At 61.6% G+C, this 22,066-nt stretch carries 33 protein-coding genes; 30 read left to right on the top strand and 3 right to left on the bottom strand.

Annotated elements, in window-relative coordinates; genetic code table 11:
* Positions 1-289: 289 nt before the first annotated feature.
* From rpsJ to map, 23 genes are all read left to right on the top strand, one after another.
* Entirely contained in the window at positions 290-598 is a 309-nt protein-coding gene (rpsJ, locus tag OIT41_RS15430) for a 30S ribosomal protein S10 (protein ID WP_003803825.1), read from the top strand.
* Positions 599-616: 18 nt separating this feature from the next.
* Positions 617-1,267 (top strand): 50S ribosomal protein L3, encoded by a 651-nt coding sequence (gene rplC, locus OIT41_RS15425; RefSeq protein ID WP_078108091.1) that lies wholly within the window; start codon positions 617-619, stop codon positions 1,265-1,267.
* 4 nt (positions 1,268-1,271) lie between these two features.
* Complete coding sequence (rplD, locus tag OIT41_RS15420; protein WP_059387361.1) at positions 1,272-1,889, top strand: 50S ribosomal protein L4; 618 nt, start codon at positions 1,272-1,274, stop codon at positions 1,887-1,889.
* Positions 1,886-2,191 (top strand): 50S ribosomal protein L23, encoded by a 306-nt coding sequence (rplW, locus tag OIT41_RS15415; RefSeq protein WP_059387362.1) that lies wholly within the window; start codon positions 1,886-1,888, stop codon positions 2,189-2,191. The genes rplD and rplW overlap by 4 nt, the downstream gene beginning before the upstream one ends.
* Positions 2,192-2,220: 29 nt before the next feature.
* Entirely contained in the window at positions 2,221-3,060 is an 840-nt protein-coding gene (gene rplB / locus OIT41_RS15410; protein ID WP_264636747.1) for a 50S ribosomal protein L2, read from the top strand.
* Between the two features lie 12 nt (positions 3,061-3,072).
* Positions 3,073-3,354 (top strand): 30S ribosomal protein S19, encoded by a 282-nt coding sequence (rpsS, locus tag OIT41_RS15405; protein WP_018773666.1) that lies wholly within the window; start codon positions 3,073-3,075, stop codon positions 3,352-3,354.
* Positions 3,355-3,391: 37 nt separating this feature from the next.
* Positions 3,392-3,757, top strand: a complete 366-nt coding sequence (rplV, locus tag OIT41_RS15400; RefSeq protein ID WP_028265103.1) for a 50S ribosomal protein L22 — start codon at positions 3,392-3,394, stop codon at positions 3,755-3,757.
* Positions 3,758-4,594: a 30S ribosomal protein S3 gene (gene rpsC, locus OIT41_RS15395; RefSeq protein ID WP_028265102.1), complete on the top strand. Its 837-nt coding sequence runs from the start codon at positions 3,758-3,760 to the stop codon at positions 4,592-4,594.
* Positions 4,595-5,011, top strand: coding sequence for a 50S ribosomal protein L16 (rplP, locus tag OIT41_RS15390; RefSeq protein WP_028265101.1), 417 nt, complete (start codon positions 4,595-4,597; stop codon positions 5,009-5,011).
* A 2-nt stretch (positions 5,012-5,013) separates the two neighbouring features.
* Entirely contained in the window at positions 5,014-5,337 is a 324-nt protein-coding gene (rpmC, locus tag OIT41_RS20895; RefSeq protein ID WP_059387364.1) for a 50S ribosomal protein L29, read from the top strand.
* Positions 5,334-5,633 carry a 30S ribosomal protein S17 gene (gene rpsQ, locus OIT41_RS15380; protein ID WP_059387365.1) on the top strand — a complete coding sequence of 100 codons (300 nt, stop codon included), beginning with the start codon at positions 5,334-5,336 and terminating at the stop codon, positions 5,631-5,633. Before rpmC ends, rpsQ begins: the two co-directional genes overlap by 4 nt.
* A gap of 347 nt (positions 5,634-5,980) precedes the next feature.
* A complete protein-coding gene (gene rplN / locus OIT41_RS15375; RefSeq protein WP_003803789.1) occupies positions 5,981-6,349 on the top strand; it encodes a 50S ribosomal protein L14 in 369 nt (122 codons plus the stop codon).
* Positions 6,350-6,352: 3 nt separating this feature from the next.
* Positions 6,353-6,712, top strand: coding sequence for a 50S ribosomal protein L24 (gene rplX, locus OIT41_RS15370; RefSeq protein ID WP_078108092.1), 360 nt, complete (start codon positions 6,353-6,355; stop codon positions 6,710-6,712).
* A complete protein-coding gene (gene rplE, locus OIT41_RS15365; RefSeq protein WP_059387367.1) occupies positions 6,712-7,290 on the top strand; it encodes a 50S ribosomal protein L5 in 579 nt (192 codons plus the stop codon). The genes rplX and rplE overlap by 1 nt, the downstream gene beginning before the upstream one ends.
* A 77-nt stretch (positions 7,291-7,367) precedes the next feature.
* Positions 7,368-7,766, top strand: a complete 399-nt coding sequence (rpsH, locus tag OIT41_RS15360; RefSeq protein ID WP_028265096.1) for a 30S ribosomal protein S8 — start codon at positions 7,368-7,370, stop codon at positions 7,764-7,766.
* Between the two features lie 18 nt (positions 7,767-7,784).
* Positions 7,785-8,321 carry a 50S ribosomal protein L6 gene (gene rplF, locus OIT41_RS15355; RefSeq protein WP_059387368.1) on the top strand — a complete coding sequence of 179 codons (537 nt, stop codon included), beginning with the start codon at positions 7,785-7,787 and terminating at the stop codon, positions 8,319-8,321.
* A gap of 3 nt (positions 8,322-8,324) precedes the next feature.
* Positions 8,325-8,708 (top strand): 50S ribosomal protein L18, encoded by a 384-nt coding sequence (gene rplR, locus OIT41_RS15350; protein ID WP_059387369.1) that lies wholly within the window; start codon positions 8,325-8,327, stop codon positions 8,706-8,708.
* A 29-nt stretch (positions 8,709-8,737) separates the two neighbouring features.
* Positions 8,738-9,409, top strand: a complete 672-nt coding sequence (rpsE, locus tag OIT41_RS15345; protein ID WP_171983517.1) for a 30S ribosomal protein S5 — start codon at positions 8,738-8,740, stop codon at positions 9,407-9,409.
* A 2-nt stretch (positions 9,410-9,411) separates the two neighbouring features.
* A complete protein-coding gene (rpmD, locus tag OIT41_RS15340; protein WP_078108095.1) occupies positions 9,412-9,618 on the top strand; it encodes a 50S ribosomal protein L30 in 207 nt (68 codons plus the stop codon).
* On the top strand, positions 9,618-10,100 hold the full coding sequence (gene rplO, locus OIT41_RS15335; protein ID WP_078108096.1) for a 50S ribosomal protein L15: 483 nt from the start codon (positions 9,618-9,620) through the stop codon (positions 10,098-10,100). Before rpmD ends, rplO begins: the two co-directional genes overlap by 1 nt.
* A gap of 187 nt (positions 10,101-10,287) precedes the next feature.
* The gene (secY, locus tag OIT41_RS15330; RefSeq protein ID WP_241707095.1) at positions 10,288-11,598 is read left to right on the top strand and encodes a preprotein translocase subunit SecY; all 1,311 of its coding nucleotides are present in this window, start codon (positions 10,288-10,290) and stop codon (positions 11,596-11,598) included.
* A gap of 5 nt (positions 11,599-11,603) precedes the next feature.
* Positions 11,604-12,173, top strand: a complete 570-nt coding sequence (locus OIT41_RS15325; RefSeq protein WP_264637975.1) for an adenylate kinase — start codon at positions 11,604-11,606, stop codon at positions 12,171-12,173.
* A 222-nt stretch (positions 12,174-12,395) separates the two neighbouring features.
* Complete coding sequence (gene map / locus OIT41_RS15320; protein WP_264636746.1) at positions 12,396-13,223, top strand: type I methionyl aminopeptidase; 828 nt, start codon at positions 12,396-12,398, stop codon at positions 13,221-13,223.
* An 86-nt stretch (positions 13,224-13,309) separates the two neighbouring features.
* On the opposite strand, the gene OIT41_RS15315 is transcribed toward map, so the two are convergent.
* From OIT41_RS15315 to OIT41_RS15305, 3 genes are all read right to left on the bottom strand, one after another.
* A complete protein-coding gene (locus OIT41_RS15315; RefSeq protein WP_264636745.1) occupies positions 13,310-14,656 on the bottom strand; it encodes an ABC transporter substrate-binding protein in 1,347 nt (448 codons plus the stop codon).
* Positions 14,657-14,748: 92 nt separating this feature from the next.
* Positions 14,749-15,687, bottom strand: a complete 939-nt coding sequence (locus tag OIT41_RS15310; protein ID WP_078108101.1) for a carbohydrate ABC transporter permease — start codon at positions 15,685-15,687, stop codon at positions 14,749-14,751.
* On the bottom strand, positions 15,684-16,634 hold the full coding sequence (locus OIT41_RS15305) for a carbohydrate ABC transporter permease (protein WP_264636744.1): 951 nt from the start codon (positions 16,632-16,634) through the stop codon (positions 15,684-15,686). Before OIT41_RS15305 ends, OIT41_RS15310 begins: the two co-directional genes overlap by 4 nt.
* A gap of 279 nt (positions 16,635-16,913) precedes the next feature.
* Here OIT41_RS15305 and OIT41_RS15300 point away from each other — a divergent pair.
* The 7 genes from OIT41_RS15300 to OIT41_RS15270 all read left to right on the top strand — a co-directional run bounded on the left by OIT41_RS15300 (position 16,914) and on the right by OIT41_RS15270 (position 22,040).
* Positions 16,914-18,058, top strand: a protein-coding gene (locus tag OIT41_RS15300; RefSeq protein WP_264636635.1) for an IS3 family transposase whose coding sequence is annotated in 2 segments (ribosomal slippage) — positions 16,914-17,187 and positions 17,187-18,058 — 1,146 coding nt in all. Because the reading frame shifts where the segments join, the coding sequence is not laid out codon by codon here.
* A gap of 136 nt (positions 18,059-18,194) precedes the next feature.
* Positions 18,195-19,145: a P1 family peptidase gene (locus tag OIT41_RS15295; protein ID WP_264636743.1), complete on the top strand. Its 951-nt coding sequence runs from the start codon at positions 18,195-18,197 to the stop codon at positions 19,143-19,145.
* A 256-nt stretch (positions 19,146-19,401) separates the two neighbouring features.
* On the top strand, positions 19,402-19,623 hold the full coding sequence (infA, locus tag OIT41_RS15290) for a translation initiation factor IF-1 (RefSeq protein ID WP_009358723.1): 222 nt from the start codon (positions 19,402-19,404) through the stop codon (positions 19,621-19,623).
* Between the two features lie 75 nt (positions 19,624-19,698).
* Positions 19,699-19,812, top strand: a complete 114-nt coding sequence (rpmJ, locus tag OIT41_RS15285) for a 50S ribosomal protein L36 (RefSeq protein ID WP_011775570.1) — start codon at positions 19,699-19,701, stop codon at positions 19,810-19,812.
* Positions 19,813-20,005: 193 nt separating this feature from the next.
* Positions 20,006-20,383 carry a 30S ribosomal protein S13 gene (gene rpsM / locus OIT41_RS15280; RefSeq protein ID WP_011775569.1) on the top strand — a complete coding sequence of 126 codons (378 nt, stop codon included), beginning with the start codon at positions 20,006-20,008 and terminating at the stop codon, positions 20,381-20,383.
* A 102-nt stretch (positions 20,384-20,485) separates the two neighbouring features.
* Positions 20,486-20,887, top strand: a complete 402-nt coding sequence (gene rpsK / locus OIT41_RS15275; protein WP_028265083.1) for a 30S ribosomal protein S11 — start codon at positions 20,486-20,488, stop codon at positions 20,885-20,887.
* A 142-nt stretch (positions 20,888-21,029) separates the two neighbouring features.
* Positions 21,030-22,040 carry a DNA-directed RNA polymerase subunit alpha gene (locus OIT41_RS15270; RefSeq protein ID WP_011692778.1) on the top strand — a complete coding sequence of 337 codons (1,011 nt, stop codon included), beginning with the start codon at positions 21,030-21,032 and terminating at the stop codon, positions 22,038-22,040.
* Positions 22,041-22,066: the final 26 nt, after the last annotated feature.

Below are 22,066 nucleotides of genomic sequence, written 5' to 3'. Positions count from 1 at the left end.
GCTTCTTCGTGTCCCGATCCGGATAATGCCGGGTGTCAGGGTCCAAGCTGAAGCCCAAACATAACCCAGATCCCCCAAGGAATTCGGACGATTTTGCGTGGAATGCGCGACACGCCCGACCGCGGGGGTCGGTTACACCGGCAAGTTGAGGAACCCGGATCCCTCCGGATTCAGCTTGTGCGGCGGGTGGTAGCACTGCTTCGAATGCTTCGGCAGCCACATGCAACACGTAAGTGAACAGGGCAGCCCTTATTCGAGGGCAGCACAGACTGAAAGAGAGTCAGGCGACATGGCGGGACAAAAAATCCGCATCCGGCTGAAGTCATATGACCACGAGGTCATTGATGTTTCAGCGCGGAAGATCGTTGAGACGGTCACGCGCGCAGGCGCAACGGTAGTGGGCCCCGTGCCGCTGCCGACGGAGAAGAACGTGTACTGCGTTATCCGCTCTCCCCACAAGTACAAGGACAGCCGCGAGCACTTTGAAATGCGTACTCACAAGCGTCTGATCGACATCATCGACCCCACGCCGAAGGCTGTTGACTCGCTTATGCGTCTCGACCTGCCGGCCGACGTGAACATCGAAATCAAGCTGTAGGGAGGTGCTGAGAAAACTATGACCGCAACCCGTAATGTAAAGGGCCTGCTGGGCACGAAGCTCGGCATGACCCAGGTCTGGGACGAGAACAACAAGCTCATCCCGGTAACTGTCGTCCAGGCTGACTCCAACGTCATCACCCAGCTGCGCAACGCAGACACTGATGGCTATGTCGCCGTTCAGATCGGCTACGGCCAGATCGATCCCCGCAAGGTCACCAAGCCGCTGGCTGGTCACTTTGAAAAGGCTGGCGTAACTCCTCGCCGCCACGTCGTCGAACTGCGCACTGCAGACGCCGCGTCTTACGAACTGGGCCAGGAGCTTTCTGTTGAGCTCTTCGAAGCCGGTCAGAAGATCGACGTCGTCGGCACCAGCAAGGGTAAGGGCTTCGCCGGTGTTATGAAGCGTCACGGCTTCCACGGTGTTGGAGCCTCCCACGGTGCGCACAAGAACCACCGCAAGCCCGGTTCCATCGGTGGCGCATCCACCCCGAGCCGCGTCTTCAAGGGTCTGAAAATGGCCGGTCGCATGGGCGCAGAACGTCACACCACGCTGAACCTCACGGTTCACGCTGTTGACGCCGAGAAGTCGCTGCTCCTTATCAAGGGTGCCGTCCCCGGCGCCCGCGGCCAGGTCGTCCTCGTACGCACCGCCGTGAAGGGAGCCTAGTTAGATGACTAGCACTGTCAAGGTAGACCTGCCTGCAGAGATCTTCGACGTCCAGACCAACGTGCCGCTGCTGCACCAGGTCGTCGTCGCACAGCTCGCTGCTGCTCGCCAGGGTACCCACAAGACCAAGACCCGCGCCGAAGTTTCCGGTGCAGGCCGCAAGCCGTTCAAGCAGAAGGGCACCGGCCGCGCCCGTCAGGGTTCCATCCGTGCTCCCCACATGACCGGTGGTGGCATCGTCCACGGCCCGACGCCGCGTGACTACAGCCAGCGGACCCCCAAGAAGATGAAGGCTGCCGCACTGCGTGGCGCCCTGTCCGACCGCGCCCGTAACGGCCGCATCCACGTCGTTTCTGAACTGGTCGCCGGCACCAAGCCGTCCTCCAAGGCAGCACTCGCCGCGTTGCGTGCAGTCTCCGAGCGTCGGAACCTGCTCGTTGTTATCGAGCGCGCCAACGACGTTGCCGCACTGTCCGTGCGCAACCTCGCAGATGTTCACGTTCTGTACGCAGACCAGCTGAACACCTACGACGTGCTGGTTTCCGACGACGTTGTCTTCACCAAGGCTGCGTTCGAGGCTTTCATCGCTGACAAGGCAAAGAACGAGGAGGATGCCAAGTGAGTGCAGCCACCATCAAAGACCCGCGCGACGTCGTCATTGCACCCGTCGTTTCGGAAAAAAGCTACGGCCTGATCGACGAGGGCAAGTACACCTTCCTGGTGGACCCCCGCTCGAACAAGACCGAGATCAAGCTGGCCGTGGAGAAGATTTTCTCCGTCAAGGTCGAATCGATCAACACCATCAACCGTGCCGGTAAGCGCAAGCGGACCAAATTCGGCTGGGGACAGCGCAAGAGCACCAAGCGTGCAATTGTCACCCTCAAAGAAGGCACAATCGACATCTTCGGCGGTCCGCTCGCGTAGCGGAGACCACTTTAACGAGGAAATGAATTATGGGAATCCGTAAATACAAGCCGACTACCCCGGGCCGTCGCGGCTCGAGCGTAGCCGACTTCTCCGAAATCACGCGATCGACTCCGGAAAAGTCGTTGCTGCGTCCGCTGCACAAGACTGGCGGCCGTAACAACACCGGTAAGATCACTACCCGTCACAAGGGTGGTGGCCACAAGCGCCAGTACCGTCTGATCGACTTCCGTCGCCACGACAAAGACGGCATCAACGCCCGCGTTGCCGAAATCGAGTACGATCCGAACCGCACGGCTCGCATCGCCCTCCTGCACTACGTTGATGGCACCAAGCGTTACATCATCGCCCCGAACAAGCTGTCCCAGGGTGACTTCGTCGAGGCTGGCCCCGACGCTGACATCAAGCCGGGCAACAACCTGCCGCTGCGCAACATCCCGGTTGGTACCACCATCCACGCAGTTGAACTGCGTCCGGGTGGCGGCGCCAAGATGGCCCGTTCTGCAGGTGCCTCGGTTCAGCTCGTCGCCAAGGAAGGCCGTTTCGCCCAGCTGCGTCTGCCCTCCGGTGAAATCCGCAACGTTGACGTGCGCTGCCGCGCAACCGTCGGCGAGGTCGGCAACGCCGAGCAGTCGAACATCAACTGGGGCAAGGCCGGCCGTATGCGCTGGAAGGGCGTTCGCCCGACCGTCCGTGGTGTCGCCATGAACCCGGTCGATCACCCGCACGGTGGTGGTGAAGGTAAGACTTCCGGTGGACGTCACCCGGTCAACCCGAACGGTAAGCGTGAAGGCCGCACCCGCCGCCCCAACAAAGAGAGCGACAAGCTTATTGTTCGTCGCCGCCGTACTGGCAAGAACAAGCGATAGGAGCCTGGACACATGCCACGCAGCCTGAAAAAAGGTCCTTTCGTAGACCAGCACCTCTTTGTGAAGGTCGCCAGGGAAAACGAAAAGGGCACCAAGAACGTCATCAAGACCTGGTCCCGCCGTTCGATGATCGTCCCGGACATGCTGGGTCACACGATTGCCGTTCACGATGGACGCAAGCACATTCCGGTGTTTGTCACTGAGTCGATGGTCGGGCACAAGCTCGGCGAATTCGCTCCCACGCGGACATTCCGCGGCCATGTCAAGGACGACCGTAAGGGCAAGCGCCGCTAGGCGCTCGCTCTACGGCTAAGACGAGAGAAGGAAAGCAATGGAAGCCAAGGCTATTGCGCGTCACATCCGCGTAACGCCTATGAAGGCCCGGCGCGTCGTCAACCTTGTTCGTGGTAAGCAAGCGAATGAGGCTCTGGCAATTCTGAAGTTCGCCGAACAGGCAGCTTCGGAGCCGGTATTCAAGGTAGTTCAGTCGGCAATGGCAAACGCACGGGTCCTCGCGGACCGCGACGGCGTTGCCTTTGACGAAGGAGACCTCTACATCAGCGAAGCGTTTGTTGATGAAGGCCCGACCATGAAGCGGTTCCAGCCGCGTGCTCAGGGTCGCGCATTTCAGATCAAGAAGCGCACGAGCCACATCACCGTGGTAGTCGCTACCCCGGAGAAAGAGGAGGCTCGCTAAGTGGGACAGAAAGTAAACCCGCACGGGTTCCGACTCGGCATCACCACCGATCACGTATCGCACTGGTTTGCTGACAGCACCAAGGCTGGCCAGCGGTACAAGGACTTCGTTCGCGAAGACATCCGCATCCGCCAGCTCATGTCCACGGGCATGGAGCGCGCTGGCATCGCCAAGGTCGAAATCGAGCGCACCCGTGACCGTGTCCGCGTGGACATCCACACGGCTCGCCCGGGCATCGTCATCGGCCGCCGCGGCGCAGAGGCGGACCGCATTCGCGGCGAGCTCGAAAAGCTCACCGGCAAGCAGGTCCAGCTGAACATCCTCGAGGTCAAGAACCCCGAGATGGAAGCCCAGCTTGTTGCCCAGGGCGTTGCTGAGCAGCTGACTTCCCGCGTGGCTTTCCGCCGTGCGATGAAGAAGGCCATGCAGTCCGCGCAGCGTGCGGGTGCCAAGGGTATCCGTATTGCTTGCTCCGGTCGACTGGGTGGCGCAGAAATGTCCCGCTCGGAGTTCTACCGCGAAGGCCGTGTGCCGCTGCACACCCTGCGTGCGAACATCGACTACGGCTTCTACGAAGCCAAGACCACCTTCGGCCGCATCGGCGTGAAGGTTTGGATCTACAAGGGCGACGTCACTGCCAAGGAACTGGCTCAGCAGGCAGCTGCTGCTCCGTCCCGCGGCCGTGGTCCGAGCGACCGCCCGGGCCGCCCGGGTGGCGCCGACCGTGGTGACCGCCGTCGTCGTACCGACCGTCCGGCAGCTGACGCAGCACCTGTTGCTGCAGAGGCTCCGGCAGCTGAAGCTGCTGCTCCCGCAGCAGAAGGAGGACAGGCTTAAATGCTTATCCCACGTCGAGTCAAGCACCGTAAGCAGCACCACCCGGGTCGTTCCGGCGCTGCAACGGGCGGCACCAAGGTCACTTTCGGTGAGTACGGCATCCAGGCGCTGAGCCCGGCCTACGTCACGAACCGTCAGATCGAGTCTGCCCGTATCGCGATGACCCGCCACATCAAGCGTGGCGGCAAGGTCTGGATCAACATCTATCCGGACCGTCCGCTGACGAAGAAGCCGGCCGAAACCCGCATGGGTTCCGGTAAGGGTTCTCCGGAATGGTGGGTCGCAAACGTCAAGCCGGGCCGCGTTCTCTTCGAGCTCGCCGGTGTCAATGAAGAGGTAGCTCGCGAGGCACTGCGCCTGGCAATCCACAAGCTGCCGTTGAAGGCACGCATTGTGCGTCGCGAAGGTGGTGAATAGAAATGGCAGTAGGGTCGAAGGATCTCGCACCCGCACAGCTGGACGGTTTCGACAACGAGCGTCTCGTTGAAGAACTCCGCAAGTCCAAGGAAGAGCTGTTCAACCTGCGTTTCCAGTCCGCCACCGGACAGCTGGAGAACCACGGTCGTCTGCGCGCGGTAAAGAAGGACATCGCACGCATCTACACCGTTCTCCGTGAGCGCGAGCTGGGCATTCGTGCCGAGGTTGCCGCACCGGTTGTGGAAGCCAAGGAAGAAAAGAAGTCCAAGAAGGCAGAAGCCAAGGCTGAAAAGGCCGAAGCCGAGGCTGGAGAGGACGCCAAGTGAGCGAACAGAAGGAAACTGTGACGGAAGCAGCAGCCAGCGCTGAACAGCGCGGTTACCGTAAGACGCGTCGCGGCTACGTTGTCTCTGACAAGATGGAAAAGACCATCGTTGTTCAGGTCGAAGACCGCGTGAAGCACGCTCTGTACGGCAAGGTCATTCGCCGCACCTCGAAGATCAAGGCTCACGACGAGCAGAACACCGCCGGCATCGGCGACCTCGTTCTGATCTCTGAGACCCGCCCGCTGTCCGCTACAAAGCGGTGGCGCCTGGTCGAGATCCTCGAAAAGGCTAAGTAATCCCGCGCCGGGCTTTGTCCGGCAGCGATATGGATTGGTGGAAGGCCCGTATTCCGGAAGGAATGCGGGTCTTTCCGCGTTTCGGTCCCTAGCATGAAACGTGCTAGGATATTGAGTTTGTATGGCGCCAGTTGTGCGTCAACAACCACCTCGTAAACAATCGTGCCGCGGCATACTGCCCCGCGCAGTTATTTCCGCAAGGGAAGCTGATGCTGGCGGCACGGGAGTTTAGGCCTGCTCTGGCAAAATCCAGGCAGGTCAAGAGACACCCCGATCAACCGTTCCGCAAGGCTCATTCCGTATGCTCCATTTCGGTCTGAGAACCGGCGCGACGCAAGGAGTAAAAATTGATTCAGCAGGAGTCGCGACTGAAGGTCGCCGACAACACGGGTGCTAAGGAAATCCTTACCATTCGCGTTCTCGGTGGATCCGGCCGTCGCTACGCAGGCATTGGCGACGTCATTGTCGCAACCGTCAAGGACGCTATCCCGGGCGGCAACGTAAAGAAGGGTGACGTCGTCAAGGCTGTCATCGTTCGTACCAAGAAGGAACGCCGCCGTGCGGATGGTTCCTACATCAAGTTTGACGAGAACGCAGCTGTGATTCTGAAGAACGACGGCGACCCCCGCGGTACCCGTATCTTCGGCCCGGTTGGTCGTGAACTCCGTGACAAGAAGTTCATGAAGATCGTCTCCCTGGCCCCGGAGGTGCTTTAGTCCATGGCTAAAATCAAGAAGGGTGACCTCGTTCAGGTCATCACCGGAGCCAAGCAGGAGCGCGGCGGCGACCGCGGCAAGCAGGGCAAGGTCTTGCGCGTTTACCCGGAGGCCAACCGCCTCCTCGTAGAAGGCATCAACCGAGTCACCAAGCACACCAAGGTCGGTCAGTCGCAGCGCGGCACCAAGACCGGTGGCATCGAGGTCGTTGAGGCCCCGATCCACGTCTCCAACGTTGCTCTTGTTGACCCCTCGACCAAGAAGCCGACCCGCGTTGGTTTCCGTCTCGAGACCGTGGAGAAGGACGGCGTCTCCAAGACCGTCCGTGTCCGCGTGTCCAAGGCATCCGGGAAGGACATCTAATGACTGAGACTCTCGAGACTCCAGCGAAGATCGTTCCGCGTCTGAAGACGAAGTACGCCGATTCCATCAAGCAGACCCTGGTTGAGGAATTCAAGTACGAGAACGTGAACCAGGTTCCCCGCCTGGTGAAGGTTGTTGTGAACATGGGTGTTGGAGATGCCGCCAAGGACTCCAAGCTGATCGACGGCGCCGTCCGCGACCTCACCCTGATCACCGGCCAGAAGCCGCAGGTAACCAAGGCCCGCAAGTCGATTGCACAGTTCAAGCTGCGCGAAGGCATGCCCATCGGTGCACACGCAACTCTGCGTGGGGACCGTATGTGGGAGTTCGTGGACCGCCTCGTCACCCTCGCACTGCCCCGTATCCGCGACTTCCGCGGCCTCAACGGCAAGCAGTTCGACGGCAACGGCAACTACACCTTCGGTCTGACCGAGCAGGTTATGTTCCACGAAATCGACCAGGACTCCATCGACCGCGTTCGCGGTATGGACATCACGGTTGTCACCACTGCAAAGACCGATGACGAAGGCCGTGCGCTGCTCAAGGCACTTGGCTTCCCGTTCAAATCCGAAGACTAATAACTACGTAGTAGGTCCGGCCGCGGCTGCTTTGTAGCCCACGCGGAAACCATTACGAGGAAGGGCAAGAGCCCACAATGACTATGACAGATCCTGTCGCAGACATGCTTACGCGTCTGCGCAACGCCAACTCGGCATACCACGACACCGTGAGCATGCCGTACAGCAAGCTCAAGGCACGCGTTGCCGACATCCTGAAGGCAGAAGGCTACATCGCTGCTTGGAAGGAAGAGGAAGCCGAAGTCGGCAAGAAGCTGACCATCGACCTCAAGTTCGGTCCGAACCGCGAGCGTTCGATTGCTGGTGTCCGCCGCATTTCCAAGCCTGGTCTCCGCGTTTACGCGAAGTCCACCAACCTGCCTCACGTTCTGGGTGGCCTGGGTATCGCAATCCTGTCCACCTCTTCCGGCCTCCTGACTGACAAGCAGGCCGGCAAGAAGGGCGTGGGCGGCGAAGTCCTCGCGTACGTCTGGTAACGGGAAAGGAAGAGAATAATGTCACGTATTGGACGTCTCCCCATCACCGTTCCTGCCGGCGTTGAAGTTAAGGTTGATGGCTCTGTCATCAACGTCAAGGGCACCAAAGGCGAGCTGAGCCACACTGTAGCCAGCCCGATCGAGGTCACCCTGGACGAAAGCACCTTGACTGTCACCCGCCCGAACGACGAGCGCGCTTCGCGTTCCCTGCACGGCCTGACCCGTACCCTGATCGCCAACATGATCGAGGGCGTCACCAAGGGCTACGAAAAGAAGCTTGAAATCGTTGGTACCGGTTACCGCGTTCAGGCCAAGGGTTCTGACCTTGAGTTCGCTCTCGGCTTCAGCCACCCGGTCAATGTCTCCGCTCCGGAAGGCATCACCTTCACGGTGGAGGGGCCGACCAAGCTCTCCGTCGCTGGTATCTCAAAGCAGCAGGTCGGCGAGGTTGCTGCCAACATTCGCAAGCTGCGCAAGCCCGACCCCTACAAGGGCAAGGGTGTCCGTTACGCCGGCGAAGTTATCCGCCGCAAGGTCGGAAAGGCTGGTAAGTAAACCATGGCCATCGCAATTAACAAGAAGCGTACGAACAAGAGCAAGTCTGCTGCACGCAGCCGTCGCCAGCTTCGTATCCGCAAGCGCATCACCGGCACGGCTGTTCGTCCTCGTCTGGTCGTCAACCGCTCCGCACGCCACATCTTCGTCCAGGTTGTCGATGACAGCAAGGGTGTAACCGTGGCTTACGCTTCCACTTTGGAAGCTGACCTTCGTGCATTCGACGGCGACAAGACTGCCAAGGCCAAGCGCGTCGGCGAGCTCGTTGCCGGGCGTGCCAAGGCTGCAGGCATCGAAGCTGTTGTCTTCGACCGCGGTGGTAACAAGTACCACGGCCGGATCGCCGCCGTCGCTGACGGCGCACGTGAAGGTGGGCTGGCACTGTGACCGTTGAGAATAACGAAAAGGACATTCAGGTGACTGAAGCTGCAGCTGCTGAGGCAACTGAGACTGCTGCTGCCACCGACGACCGCCGCGGCGGCCGTCGTGGCGAGCGTGGTGACCGTGGCCAGGGCCGCGGCGACCGTGGTGGCCGTGGTGGCCGCGACGGCGGTCGCGAGGCCGAGAAGAGCCAGTTCGTAGAGCGCGTTGTAACCATCAACCGTGTTGCCAAGGTCGTCAAGGGTGGTCGTCGCTTCAGCTTCACCGCACTCGTCGTCGTCGGTGACGGCAACGGCCTGGTTGGCGTTGGCTACGGCAAGGCGAAGGAAGTTCCGGCAGCTATCGCGAAGGGCGTTGAAGAGGCTAAGAAGTCCTTCTTCCGCGTTCCCCGCGTTGGCAACACCATCCCGCACCGCGTGCAGGGTGAGGCCGCAGCAGGCGTTGTCATGCTGCGTCCGGCTTCCCCGGGTACCGGTGTTATCGCCGGTGGTCCGGTCCGCGCGGTACTGGAATGCGTCGGTATCCACGACGTTCTCTCCAAGTCGCTCGGTTCCTCGAACGCCATCAACATCGTTCACGCGACTGTTGACGCCCTGAAGCGACTGGAAGAGCCCGCTTCCGTGGCAGCCCGCCGTGGCCTGCCGCTGGACGAGGTTGCTCCTGCTGCTCTGGTGCGCGCACTCCAGAACCAGAAGGCAGGTGTCTAGTCATGGCTAAGAACCTGACTCCCTCCGACGCTCAGTTGGAGATCACCCAGATCAAGGGCGTCATCGGCGCCAAGCAGAACCAGCGTGAAACCCTGCGGTCCCTCGGCCTCAAGCGCATCGGACACACCGTTGTCCGCAGCGCCGACGCCGTGACTGTCGGAATGCTCAACACGGTTCCGCACCTCGTGAATGTAGAGGAGGCGAAGTAATGGCTGAGAACAAGACTGCCGCAGAGGCTGCCGACAAGCAGAACACTCTGAAGGTCCACCACCTGCGTCCCGCCCCCGGTGCCAAGACTGCCAAGACCCGTGTTGGTCGTGGTGAAGGCTCCAAGGGTAAGACCGCCGGTCGCGGTACCAAGGGTACGAAGGCCCGCTACCAGGTCAAGGCTGGCTTTGCCGGCGGCCAGCTGCCGCTGCACATGCGCCTGCCGAAGCTTCGCGGCTTCAAGAACCCGTTCCGGGTTGAGTTCCAGGTTGTGAACCTGGACAAGCTCAACGAGCTGTTCCCGGAAGGTGGCGCTGTCACCGTCGAGGCACTGGTTGAGAAGGGTGCCGTTCGCAAGAACCAGCCCGTCAAGGTGCTGGGCACCGGCGACATCACCGTCAAGGTTGACGTCACCGCCCACGCTTTCTCCTCCAGCGCTGCTGAGAAGATCGCAGCAGCAGGCGGAACCACCACTGCCCTCTAAGGGCTCTGGGGCTATCGCCCGCTGTGAAAGACTCCCGGTGTGGAGGGCTTCGGCCCCTCGCGCCGGGAGTTTTTTCATATGGCGCGCACCCCTCGATTGTTCGCATCGCGCATCAAACCGTTAGACTCGGGTGTTGGGTTTCAATGACCCCTTTCGACACCCTTGGACTTTTAACTCAGGAGGACGCTTGCTAAGCGCATTCGGCCGGGCATTTCGGACGCCTGATCTGCGACGCAAGTTGTTGTTCACGCTGGGAATCATCACAATCTTCCGCTTGGGAGCTTTTATCCCCTCGCCTGGTGTGAGCTACCAAAATGTTCAGCAATGTTTGTCAAGCAATCAGGACCAGGGCGGCCTCTACCAGCTCGTCAACCTGTTCAGCGGTGGTGCACTGCTGCAGGTTTCGATCTTTGCCCTGGGGATCATGCCGTACATCACGGCCAGCATCATCGTGCAGCTGCTCCGCGTGGTCATTCCGCGGTTCCAGCAGCTGTATGACGAAGGTGCCTCCGGCCAGTCGAAGCTGACGCAGTACACGCGTTATCTGACCATTGCGCTGGGCCTGCTGAACGCCACCACTTTGGTATCGCTGGCTCGCTCCGGGCAGCTGCTGCCCAACTGCCAGCTCCCGATCATCCCGGACACGAGCATCATTGCCACGATTCTTGTGGTCATCACCTTGACGGCTGGTACGGGACTCATCATGTGGATGGGCGAACTTGTGACCGAGAAGGGCGTGGGCAACGGTATGTCCCTGCTCATCTTCACGTCCATCGCAGCCGGTTTCCCGACCTCCCTTGGGGCCATCTGGAATTCCAAGGGACCGGGCACCTTCTTCACGGTGTTGGCGATCGGTCTCGTGACCGTGGCCCTCGTGGTCTTCGTGGAGCAGTCACAGCGGCGCATTCCGGTCCAGTACGCGAAGCGTATGATCGGCCGGCGCACTGTCGGCGGGACAAGCACGTACATCCCCGTCAAGGTGAACATGGCCGGCGTCGTGCCCGTCATCTTCGCTTCCTCCATGCTCTACCTGCCGGGGCTGATTGCGCAGTTCAACCAGCCGAAGGCCGGGGAGACCATTGCCCCGTGGGTTGAGTGGATCAACAACAACCTCACCAAGGGCGACCACCCCATCTACATGGCGCTGTACTTCGTCATGATTGTGTTCTTCACCTACTTCTACGTCGCGATCACCTTCAACCCTGAAGAGGTCTCGGACAACATGAAGAAGTACGGCGGGTTCATTCCGGGCATCCGGGCGGGTAAACCGACCGCGGACTACCTGCAGTACGTGCTTTCCAGGATCACCCTCCCCGGAGCCTTCTACCTGGGCTTCGTGGCGTTGATTCCGCTGGTCGCACTTGTCCTGATCAGCGCCAACCAGAACTTCCCGTTCGGTGGCACGTCAATTCTGATCATGGTTGGTGTGGGCCTGGAAACCGTCAAGCAGATTGATGCGCAGCTACAACAACGTCACTACGAAGGGCTTTTGCGATGACGAGAATGCTGATCATTGGACCCCCGGGTTCGGGCAAGGGAACCCAAGCCGAGCGGATTTCCGGGCGCTTGGGCGTAGTCGCCATTTCCACCGGCGACATCTTCCGTGCAAACGTCAAGGGCGAAACCCCGCTGGGTATCGAAGCCAAGAAGTACATGGACGCCGGCGATTTCGTTCCGGACAGCGTCACCAACAAGATGGTCCGCGACCGGCTGAGCGAGAGCGACGTCGAGAACGGGTTCCTGCTCGACGGGTACCCGCGCACCACCGCCCAGGTGGAATACCTGGACCAGATCCTCGCCGACACCGAAGAGAAGCTCGACGTCGTGCTTCAGCTGACGGCCGACGACGAGGAACTTGTTTCACGCTTGCTGGGCCGCGCCAAGGAGACCGGGCGCTCGGATGACAACGAAGGTGTCATCCGCCACCGCCTGGACCTTTACCACGAGCAGACCGAGGCCGTCGTGGCCAAGTATGCCGAACGCGGCATCCTGACCCGAGTTGATGGCATTGGCGGCATCGACGAGGTCACGGACCGTGTGTTGCTGGCCATCGAGGCTGCCAAGGCGGTCTAGTTGCCGCATGACTCGTGAAAAGGGCGTGTCCCGCATCCGGAGTGAAATACTCCGGATGCGGGACACGCCCTTTTCTGCACCCCTCCCGGACCGCGCATCGTGAGGCCTCCGGCATGTTTGCGGCTCCGGTTTCCGGCACGGGCGCGGATGCGGGAAAATAGGGGATCAGAGGGTGATCTGCTTCTGCAGCCCACTACAAGCAGTACACGACAAGAGGAGACCATGGCGTTCGGCCAGCCCCGCATCGAATACAAGACCAACGAGCAAATGCGCAAGATGCACGAGACCGGATTGGTCCTCAGCAGAGCGCTCGACGCGGCCGTTGAAGCTGCGAAACCAGGTGTGACCACGCGCGAGATCGACGCTGTGTTTGCGGCGGTCCTCATCGACGCTGGAGCGAAGTCGAATTTCCTCGGTTACCACGGCTTCCCGGCCACCATCTGCACGTCCGTCAACGAGGAGGTAGTCCACGGCATTCCCGGTGACCGCGTCCTCCAGGACGGGGACATCATCTCGATTGATGGCGGAGCAATCGTGGACGGTTGGCACTCCGACTCGGCGCGCACCGTGATAGTCGGGACGGCGGATCCTGAAGACCAGCGGCTCTCGGATGTCACCCAGGCCGCCATGTGGCGTGGAATCGCTGCTTTGGCGAAGGGCAAGTTCGTGGGCGATATCGGCAACGCCGTGGATGACTACGTCTCCTCCGCGCCGGGAAAGCCGCTGGGCATCCTGGAAGACTACGTAGGCCACGGCATCGGTTCCGAGATGCACATGGCCCCTGACGTGTTGAACTACCGCACCACGCACCGCGGTCCGAAGATCAGGCCGGGACTGTGCCTCGCGATTGAACCCATGCTCGTCCGCGGCAGCATTGAAACAGCAACCCTCGACGACGACTGGACCGTGGTGACCACCGACGGCAAGCGTTCGTGCCAGTGGGAGCACTCGGTCGCCGTCCACGAAAAGGGCATCTGGGTGCTTTCCGCGCCCGACGGCGGCGCGGAGCAGCTGGTGCCGCTCGGCGTCGTGCCCGTTCCGATTCCCTGACGTCCGGGCCCGAAACCGATACGCAAAATCCCTGGCGACTCCGGAATTCCGGTGTCGCCAGGGATTTTGCGTATCAGGGGAGTTAGCTAGCTCTTGAGCTTGGGCTTCACGTCCTTGGTGTAGATGCCATCGAGTGTTGCCTTGAGGTCCGTCATGGTGGCTTTGACATCGCCTTGCTGGGTGAGGATCTTCGCGGCAGCCTTGGCCATCTCCTGGTCGGCACCGGGCAGGAACACCCGGGCGTTGTCCTGCACCTTGGTCACTGCGAGCTGGTCCATGGCCGTCTTGATCTGCGGGGTCTTGGCGAGGACAGCCGTCATGTCCGCGGAGACGCGCGTGGGCATGTATCCGGTCGCGGCGGAGAACGCCGCGGTGTTCTCCGGTTCGGTCATGAATTTCAGGAAGGTGGCAGCTGCGAGCTGGACCTCCTTGCTGACCCCGCTGGGGATCCCGAGGCCCGCTCCGCCGGTGGGGCAGACGTTGGTCGCGGCTTTGGGTCCGCCGGGCAGGAAGCCGACGCCGACGTTGAACTTGGCGGACTTCAGCACGCCCAGCAGGTCGCCGGTGGAGGAGATCGTGGTGGACGTGATGCCTGCGGCGAAGTCGTCCGCGGCGTTCTTGGAAGAGACGCCGGCCCACTTGTCCTTGTAGATGGAGTCCTGGGCCCACTGCAGCGCCGCGACGGACTCCGGGGAATCGCAGTTGAAGGTCCAGCCGTTGGACCAGCTGCCGCCCCAGCCCCACAGGTTGTTCTGCAGGGTCCAGCCGGCGTACCCGGCAAGGGCCGGGTAGATGTAGGCGTACTTCGCGCCCGAGCTGGCCTGGAGCTTCGGGGCCCAGTCGGCGAACTCCTGCCACGTCTTGGGAGCGCGGTCCGGAAGGCCGGCGGCCTTGAAATGGTCCTTGTTGTAGTAGAAGAGCGGGGTGGAACGGCCATAGGGGAGCGCCCACTGCTTGTTGGCGTATTGGTAGTCCGCAACGAGGGACTTCTGGAAGTCGTCAATCTTGACGTCCAGCTGCTTGATGAGTCCGTCCAACGGGATGATGTTGCCGTTGGTGTAGTAGCGGAACCACCAGACGTCCGAGAGTACTACGAGGCCGGGGAGGGCCGACTTGGCGGCCTGGGAGGTCTGGAACTTCTGGGCGATTTCCTCGTAGTTGGCGCCTGCCGTCACGAGGTTCACTTTGATGTCCGGGAACTTAGCCTGGAACTTGTCGACGATGGATTGCTCGACGGCCTGGGACTGCCCGGGGTGGCTGGTCCAGAAGTCGAACGAACCGGCCGGCTTGACGCCGGCGAAGTCGATGTCCGAAGGGCTGCTGCTCGCTGCGCTGCCGCTGGTCGACGGACCGCCGCATGCTGCCAGGGCGGCGGCGCCGACTCCGAGGCCGGCGAGCCCCAGGAAGTTTCTACGGTCAAGGTTCATTGCCATGGTTGGTCCTCTCAAGGATGCAAAGGTGGTGAGGTTGTGTCTGGACGGTGCGGCCGGGTTCGGGGAAGGCCGCGCTGGATGGTGCGGTGTAGCTAGCCTGTGACGCTGCCCTGGGTGAGCCCGGCAACGATGTAGCGCTGCAACGCTGCGAAGACCAGGAGGATGGGGATGATGACGAGTACGGCTCCGGCCATCAGGATTCCCCAGCCTGCGCCGTTTCCTTCAGAGTTCTGAAGCAGGGTCAGGCCGACCGGGAGGGTCATGGTTTCCGGCCGGTCCGTGATGATCAGGGGCCAGATGTAGTCGTTCCATTCGCTGACCACCGTGACGAGGGCAACGGTGGCGATGGACGGGAGCGAGACAGGAACGACAACTTGCCACAGCCTGCGCCAATGGCCGGCGCCGTCGATTTCCGCGGCTTCGAGGATGGAGCCCGGAAGCGTCTTGAAATGCTGGCGAAGGAGGAAAGTTCCAAAGGCCGTGCCGAGTCCCGGAAGAATGATCCCCCACAGGGTGTTCTTCCCGCCGATCCCAGCGATCAGGATGTAGTTGGGGAGGATCGACACCTGCGGCGGCACCATCAGGGCCACGAGGATCACCACGAAGATGATGTTCTTGAACGGGAAGCGGACAAAAACCAGGGCGTAGGCGGTCAGGATCGCCAGGATCACCTTGACCGTGGAGCCGACCGTGGTCACGATGAGGCTGTTCAGGAAGAACCGCGCGAACGGCACCGTGGTCATGGCCGTGTGGTAGTTCTCGAGGTTCAGGCCTTGCGGCAGGATCTTGAGATCAGTGGTGACGATTTCGCCCGGCTGCTTGAAGGAACTCAGCACCATCCACAACAGCGGCAGGACGACCACGAGCGTGGCCACGATCAGCGGGATGTAGCCTCCGGCCAATGTCTGGACCAGGTTTGCGCGGGAGAAGGGCTTGTCGCGCCGCGCTGGGAGATCCGGACCGCCGTCGGGAGCTTTCAGGGCCCCGACGCCGCTAGCGGGGTTGGGGCTTACGGGAGAGAGCGTGCTCATGAGTAGTGCACCTTCCGTTCGACGAACCGCAACTGGAGCACGGTGATGATGAGCAGGATGGCGAAGAGCACCACCGAGATGGCGGCGGAGTACCCGGCGCGGTTGTAGGCGCCGAAGGCTTGCAGATACGCCTCGTAGATCAGCGTGCTGGTGCCGTTGCCCAACGGTGTCATGATCCGGATCAGGTCAAAGGCCTGAAGCGAGCTGATCATCGTGGTGATCAGGAGGAAGAACGTGGTGGGCGAGAGCAGCGGAACCGAAATGCTCATGAAGCGGCGGAAGCCGTTGGCTCCATCAAGGGATGCTGCCTCCATGACGTCCTTCGGGAGTGACTGGAGCCCGGCAAGGTAGACGACCGCGCAATAGCCGAGGTTCTTCCAGACGTAGACGATGATGACCATCACGAGGGAGAGCTGTGGATCGTTGATCCACTGCGGGCTTTGCTGGCCGATGCCGCGGAGCATCCACGACAGCACGCCGTATCCGGGGTCGAAGATGAACAGCCACACGAGGCCGACACCCACGCCGCTGAGGACGTAGGGGGCGAAGACCGCTGAACGCGCAAATGTGGTGCCGCGGACCTTCGCGTTCAAGGCGAGGGCCACCAAGAGGCCCAGCACCATGGAACCGCCGACGGTGACCGCGGTGAAGACGAGGGTGGTGCCAAGTACTTGCGGAGCGTCGGAGCTGGTGAAGAAGGCGACATAGTTGTCAAGGCCCACAACAGTGGCCGAGGTGGAGCCCAAGGTCCAGTCGAGGGTCGAGTAGTACATGTTGTTGATCAAGGGCAGATACGTGAACACCGCGATCAGCGCCAAGTTCGGCAGGGCCAGTGCCAGGAACACGAAGAAGTCGCGTCGGGTTCGGCCGGACCAACGTCCGCGGCGCTGAGGGGCCGGGACAGCCTGCGCGGTGGCCGCGGGGCTGCTAGTCAGCTGTCTTGTCATGGGAGGTCTCTAACGGTTCGCAGATATCGGGGCGCGCCGGACTCGGACTGGTGGGTCAAGGGGGCGGCTAGATTTACCTCACCACACGGGAGCCTCTGTCAAGTCACAAAAAGGGCAGTTCGCGGGATTGTTGGACAAGGCTTTTGCGCTTGTTTACTCGATGTTTCGTGACGGGTGGGGCCGTGTTTACATTCGAGGCACGACTACCGCTTGGGACTGCCCCGGGTTTGATTGACTCCTGACTTGTGAGGATTTACTCCTTGCAGCAAGGATGTTCACATGCCCAAGCCTTTCCCCGTTGAGTTCCGCCGCGACGTGGTCGCCGTGGCGCGGAAGCACGAAGCCCCGATCTCCCAGATCGCTAAAGACTTCGGGATTTCCGAAGCAACCCTGCACAACTGGCTGAAGAAGGCCGACATCCAGGAGGGCGCCCGTCCCGGTGTGACGGAGAAGGAAGCCGCGGAGCTCAGGGATGCCAGGAAGCGTATCCGGCTGCTTGAGCAGGAGAACGAGATCCTCCGCCGGGCAGCGGCGTTCTTCGCCCGGGAGCTGCCCCCAAAATGAAGTTTCCGCTGGTCCTTGACCTTGCCGCGGATGGGATTCCCGTCGCGGTGGCCTGCCGGGTGCTGGGGTTCTCTAAACAGGCGTTCTACGCGTGGAAGGCCGCGCCGGTCACGGAGCGTGACTGGTCCGATGCGCACCTGATCAACGCAGCGGTGGACGTCCATCGGGACGACCCTGCATTTGGGTACCGGTTTATCGCCGACGAGCTCGAAGACCAGGGTTTCAGCGCCGGGGAGAACCGGGTGGCGCGGCTGTGCAGCAGCCAGCAGATCTGGTCCGTGTTCGCCAAGAAGCGCGGTCTGACCCGCAAAGCCGGCCCGCCGGTGCATGACGACCACGTCAGGCGGGACTTCACCGCGACGGCGCCTGATGAGCTTTGGCTCACGGACATCACCGAGCATCGGACCGATGAGGGCAAGCTCTACCTGTGCGCCATCAAGGACGTCTACTCCAACCGGATCGTGGGCTACTCCATCGATTCCCGGATGAAAGCGTCTCTGGCCGTCTCGGCCCTCCACAACGCGATAGCACTCAGGGAGCCGGTAGGAACCGTGGTCCACAGTGACCGCGGATCCCAATTCCGCTCCAACGCGTTCGTGGGGACGCTGAAGGGCAACGGGCTGAAAGGATCGATGGGACGGGTCGGCGCGTGTGCCGACAACGCCGCGATGGAATCGTTTTTCTCGCTCCTGCAGAAGAACGTTCTGGACCGCCAGCGATGGTCCACGAGGGTGGATCTGCGCCTGGCCATCGTGACCTGGATCGAGAAGACGTACCACCGGAAACGCCGTCAGCGGCGCCTCGGACGGCTAACGCCGGTCGAGTTTGAGACAATGCATAGCGGCCTCAAAGCCGCCTAACAACACTAAACCCCGAGAGTCAACGAAATCCGGGGCAGTCCCCTTGTGCCCAACTGGCTCGCAGTTGTTGTCGTTTAGACGGCTCATAACGACAACAACTGCGAGCTACTTGGGTGAGGGGGAGCAGAATGGGCACATGACTTCCAAGATCACTGATGTGCCTGGAATCCGGGTGGGACATGTCCAACGGACCGGCGATGGCTGGCTGAGCGGGGTGACCGTTGTCCTCCCGCCTCCGGGGACGGTGGGTTCGGTGGACGTACGCGGCGGCGGGCCGGGCACGCACGAGACGGACGCGCTCGACCCCACCACTCTGGTGCCCACGGTCGACGCCGTCGTGCTCACCGGCGGGAGTGCCTTCGGTTTGGTCACGGCCCACGGTGCCCAGCGATGGTGCGAAGAACAAGGACGCGGATTCGCGGTGCCCGGGGGAGTGGTGCCGATCGTTCCGGCCGCGGCAATCTTCGACCTGGGCCGCGGCGGCGACTTTGCCGCCCGCCCCGACGAAGCCATGGGATACGAAGCGGCCGGTGCGGCCGCGGCGTCGGGCGAGCACGCCGACGTCGGGCGCGGAAACGTCGGTGCCGGTACCGGTGCCGTGATCGGGCGGGGCGCGTTCAAAGGGGGGGTGGGGACCGCGTCCATCACCCTGGACGGGGGCGTGGTGGTGGGTGCGCTCGCAGTGGTCAACGCGCTGGGGATGCCTATCGGCGCATCGTCCGGGCGGGGGGAATCCGCCAACTCCGAACCGGCTGGACCCCCGGCACTGAACACCACACTCGTCGTCGTCGCCACGAACGCGGTCCTCGACCCCGCCGAATGCAAGCGCACCGCGAGTGCCGCGCACGCCGGCCTCGCCCGGGCGCTGAGTCCTTCCCATACCCTCGCCGACGGCGACACTGTGTTCGCGCTGGCGACGGGCGCCGTCGCGCTTGACCGCAGTTCGGAACAAGCAAGGCAGGTTTCGCTCATTACCCTGCAAAGCGCGGCAGCAGACGCCGTCCGCCTTGCTGTCCTCGATGGTGTCGCGGCTGCGGAATCGATCACGACGGCGGCAGGCACCTTCCCCGCCTACGGCGCGGTCTAGCGGGATTCGCGGGGCTCCGCGGCACGGTGAAGGGTGACACCGTGCCGCTGTCTGCGCTAGCATGGGCGGATTTAACTTTCGCGCCGTCTTGGCGTAGAGTTGTCTGTTGGTTGTCTGCACAGCCACGCCCATTTAACAGGTCGCGAGTCCTGCTTCGTGGAGTGGTAGGAGCCGGACGGCCAAACAAACAAAAAACGTCCGCAGATTTTCCGGTGCCTAACCGGAGGATTGCGGCAAACAACAGTTAGCGGAGGATATGGCCAAGAAGGACGGGGTCATTGAGATCGAGGGCGTTGTGACTGAGGCGCTGCCCAATGCGATGTTTCGCGTTGAGCTCACCAACAAGCACATCGTTCTTGCACATATCTCGGGGAAGATGCGACAGCACTACATCAGGATTCTCCCTGAGGACCGCGTAGTGGTGGAGCTAAGCCCTTACGACCTCACACGTGGTCGCATCGTCTACCGCTACAAGTAATGGCTGGGCGGCAGCCTTGGGAAACCGGGGTAGTTGCCGCGACAGCTGACCAACTGCAACACGCAAAGGAACGCCATGAAGGTCAAGCCGAGCGTTAAGCAGATCTGCGACAAGTGCAAAGTGATCCGCCGTAATGGCCGGGTCATGGTGATCTGCGAGAACCCGCGCCACAAGCAGCGCCAGGGCTAATTCCCCGCAAGGGAACTAGCGCCCGAGAGGGCAAACCTGGGTTGCTAACCCACGCAAGTAAATAAAGGCAGCACAAGCTGAATCGGGACGTATTAGAGCCTGGACAGCTAACCCCCGGTCGGAGGCTGGGGCCGCACTGAAAGTGCGGGTGTACTGCCTACGACCTCCGGTTTATTCAAGGAGTACTGCCACTATGGCTCGTCTCGCTGGCGTAGACATTCCCCGCGAAAAGCGGTTGGAAATTGCGCTTACTTACATCTACGGCGTGGGCAAGACCCGTGCACACGAAACCCTGGCTGCCACCGGCATCAGCGCTGACGTTCGCGTCAAGGACCTGACTGACGCCGAGCTGGTCCAGCTGCGTGACTACATTGAAGGCAACTACAAGGTTGAGGGTGACCTTCGCCGCGAAGTAGCAGCAGATATCCGCCGCAAGGTTGAAATCGGCAGCTACGAAGGCCTGCGTCACCGCAAGGGCCTGCCCGTACGCGGTCAGCGTACGAAGACCAACGCTCGTACCCGCAAGGGCCCGAAGCGTACCGTCGCCGGCAAGAAGAAAGCCGGCCGCTAGTCCCCATCCGCCCCCTAAAATCGCTGCGCGATTTTAGGGAACCCGGCAAATGTGGGCCCAAGCAGCTGACTTTCCCCCAATAAACTTTCTGTAGGAGAAATAATGCCCCCGAAGACTCGTGGCGCGGTTCGCAAGCCGCGTAAGAAGGACAAGAAGAATATCGCGCTTGGCCAGGCGCACATCAAGAGCACCTTTAACAACACCATCGTGTCCATCACGGACCCGAACGGTGCTGTAATCTCCTGGGCTTCCGCCGGTGAGGTTGGATTCAAGGGCTCCCGCAAGTCCACCCCGTTCGCCGCCCAGATGGCTGCCGAGGCTGCTGCAAAGCGCGCCCAGGAGCACGGTCTGCGCAAGGTTGACGTGTTCGTCAAGGGACCGGGATCCGGACGCGAGACCGCAATCCGTTCGCTGCAGGCCGCTGGCCTCGAGGTCGGCTCCATCCAGGACGTCACCCCCAGCGCCCACAACGGTTGCCGCCCGCCGAAGCGCCGCCGCGTCTAATTGGATTCTTGGCCTTGCCGGCCGGGTTCGCCACGGAACAGCCTGACTGCTCCGTGGCGCCCGGCCGGCAAAGCCGGAACCAAGCCGATTTCCACCACCTGTGTTGCGTCATATAGCGGATGCTCGCCGAAAGGAAACCTAAGTGCTTATTGCACAGCGCCCCACTCTGTCTGAAGAAGTAGTCTCCGAGAACCGCTCGCGTTTCATCATTGAACCGCTGGAACCGGGCTTTGGTTACACCCTCGGAAACTCCCTCCGCCGTACCCTGCTCTCCTCCATCCCCGGTGCTGCTGTAACCAGCATCCGGATCGATGGCGTGCTGCACGAGTTCACCACGGTTCCGGGTGTCAAGGAAGATGTCACTGAGATCATCCTGAACATCAAGAACCTCTCGGTGTCCTCCGAGCACGATGAGCCGGTTGTTGCATACCTGCGCAAGCAGGGCCCCGGAGTCGTCACGGCCGCGGACATCGCTCCGCCGGCCGGCGTCGAATTCCACAACCCGGATCTGCACATTGCCACGCTGAACTCGAAGGGCAAGTTCGAACTCGAACTGACCATCGAACGCGGCCGCGGCTACGTTTCGGCAGCTCAGAACAAGTCCGGCGACTCCGAGATCGGCCGTATCCCGGTCGACTCGATCTACTCGCCGGTCTTGAAGGTTACCTTCCGCGTGGAAGCTACCCGTGTTGAGCAGCGCACTGACTTCGACAAGCTGATTGTCGACGTCGAGACCAAGCAGGCTATCGCCCCGCGCGACGCCGTTGCTTCGGCAGGCACCACCTTGGTGGAACTGTTCGGTCTTGCACGTGAGCTGAACACCGCAGCTGAAGGTATCGAGATTGGCCCGTCGCCGACGGACGCTGCCCTGGCAGCTGACATGGCACTGCCGATCGAGGATCTGGACCTCACCGTCCGTTCCTACAACTGCCTCAAGCGTGAGGGCATCCACACTGTGGGTGAACTCGTTGCCCGCTCCGAGGCTGACCTGATGGACATTCGTAACTTCGGTGCGAAGTCCATCGACGAGGTCAAGGCAAAGCTGGTTGAACTGGGTCTGTCCCTCAAGGATTCCCCTCCCGGTTTCGATCTTGCAGCCCGCGCCGCAGCCATCGAAGAGGACGACGCCGCGTTCAGCGACGACGAGCTCTAACAAGCAGATCTTGGCCACCGAGTCCA

Source organism: Arthrobacter sp. YA7-1 (genome assembly GCF_025960325.1).
In the GTDB taxonomy this organism is placed as follows: domain Bacteria; phylum Actinomycetota; class Actinomycetes; order Actinomycetales; family Micrococcaceae; genus Arthrobacter; species Arthrobacter bambusae_A.
The sequence above is the reverse complement of the archived record's forward strand: the minus strand, read 5'-3'. Positions and strand labels throughout refer to the sequence as shown.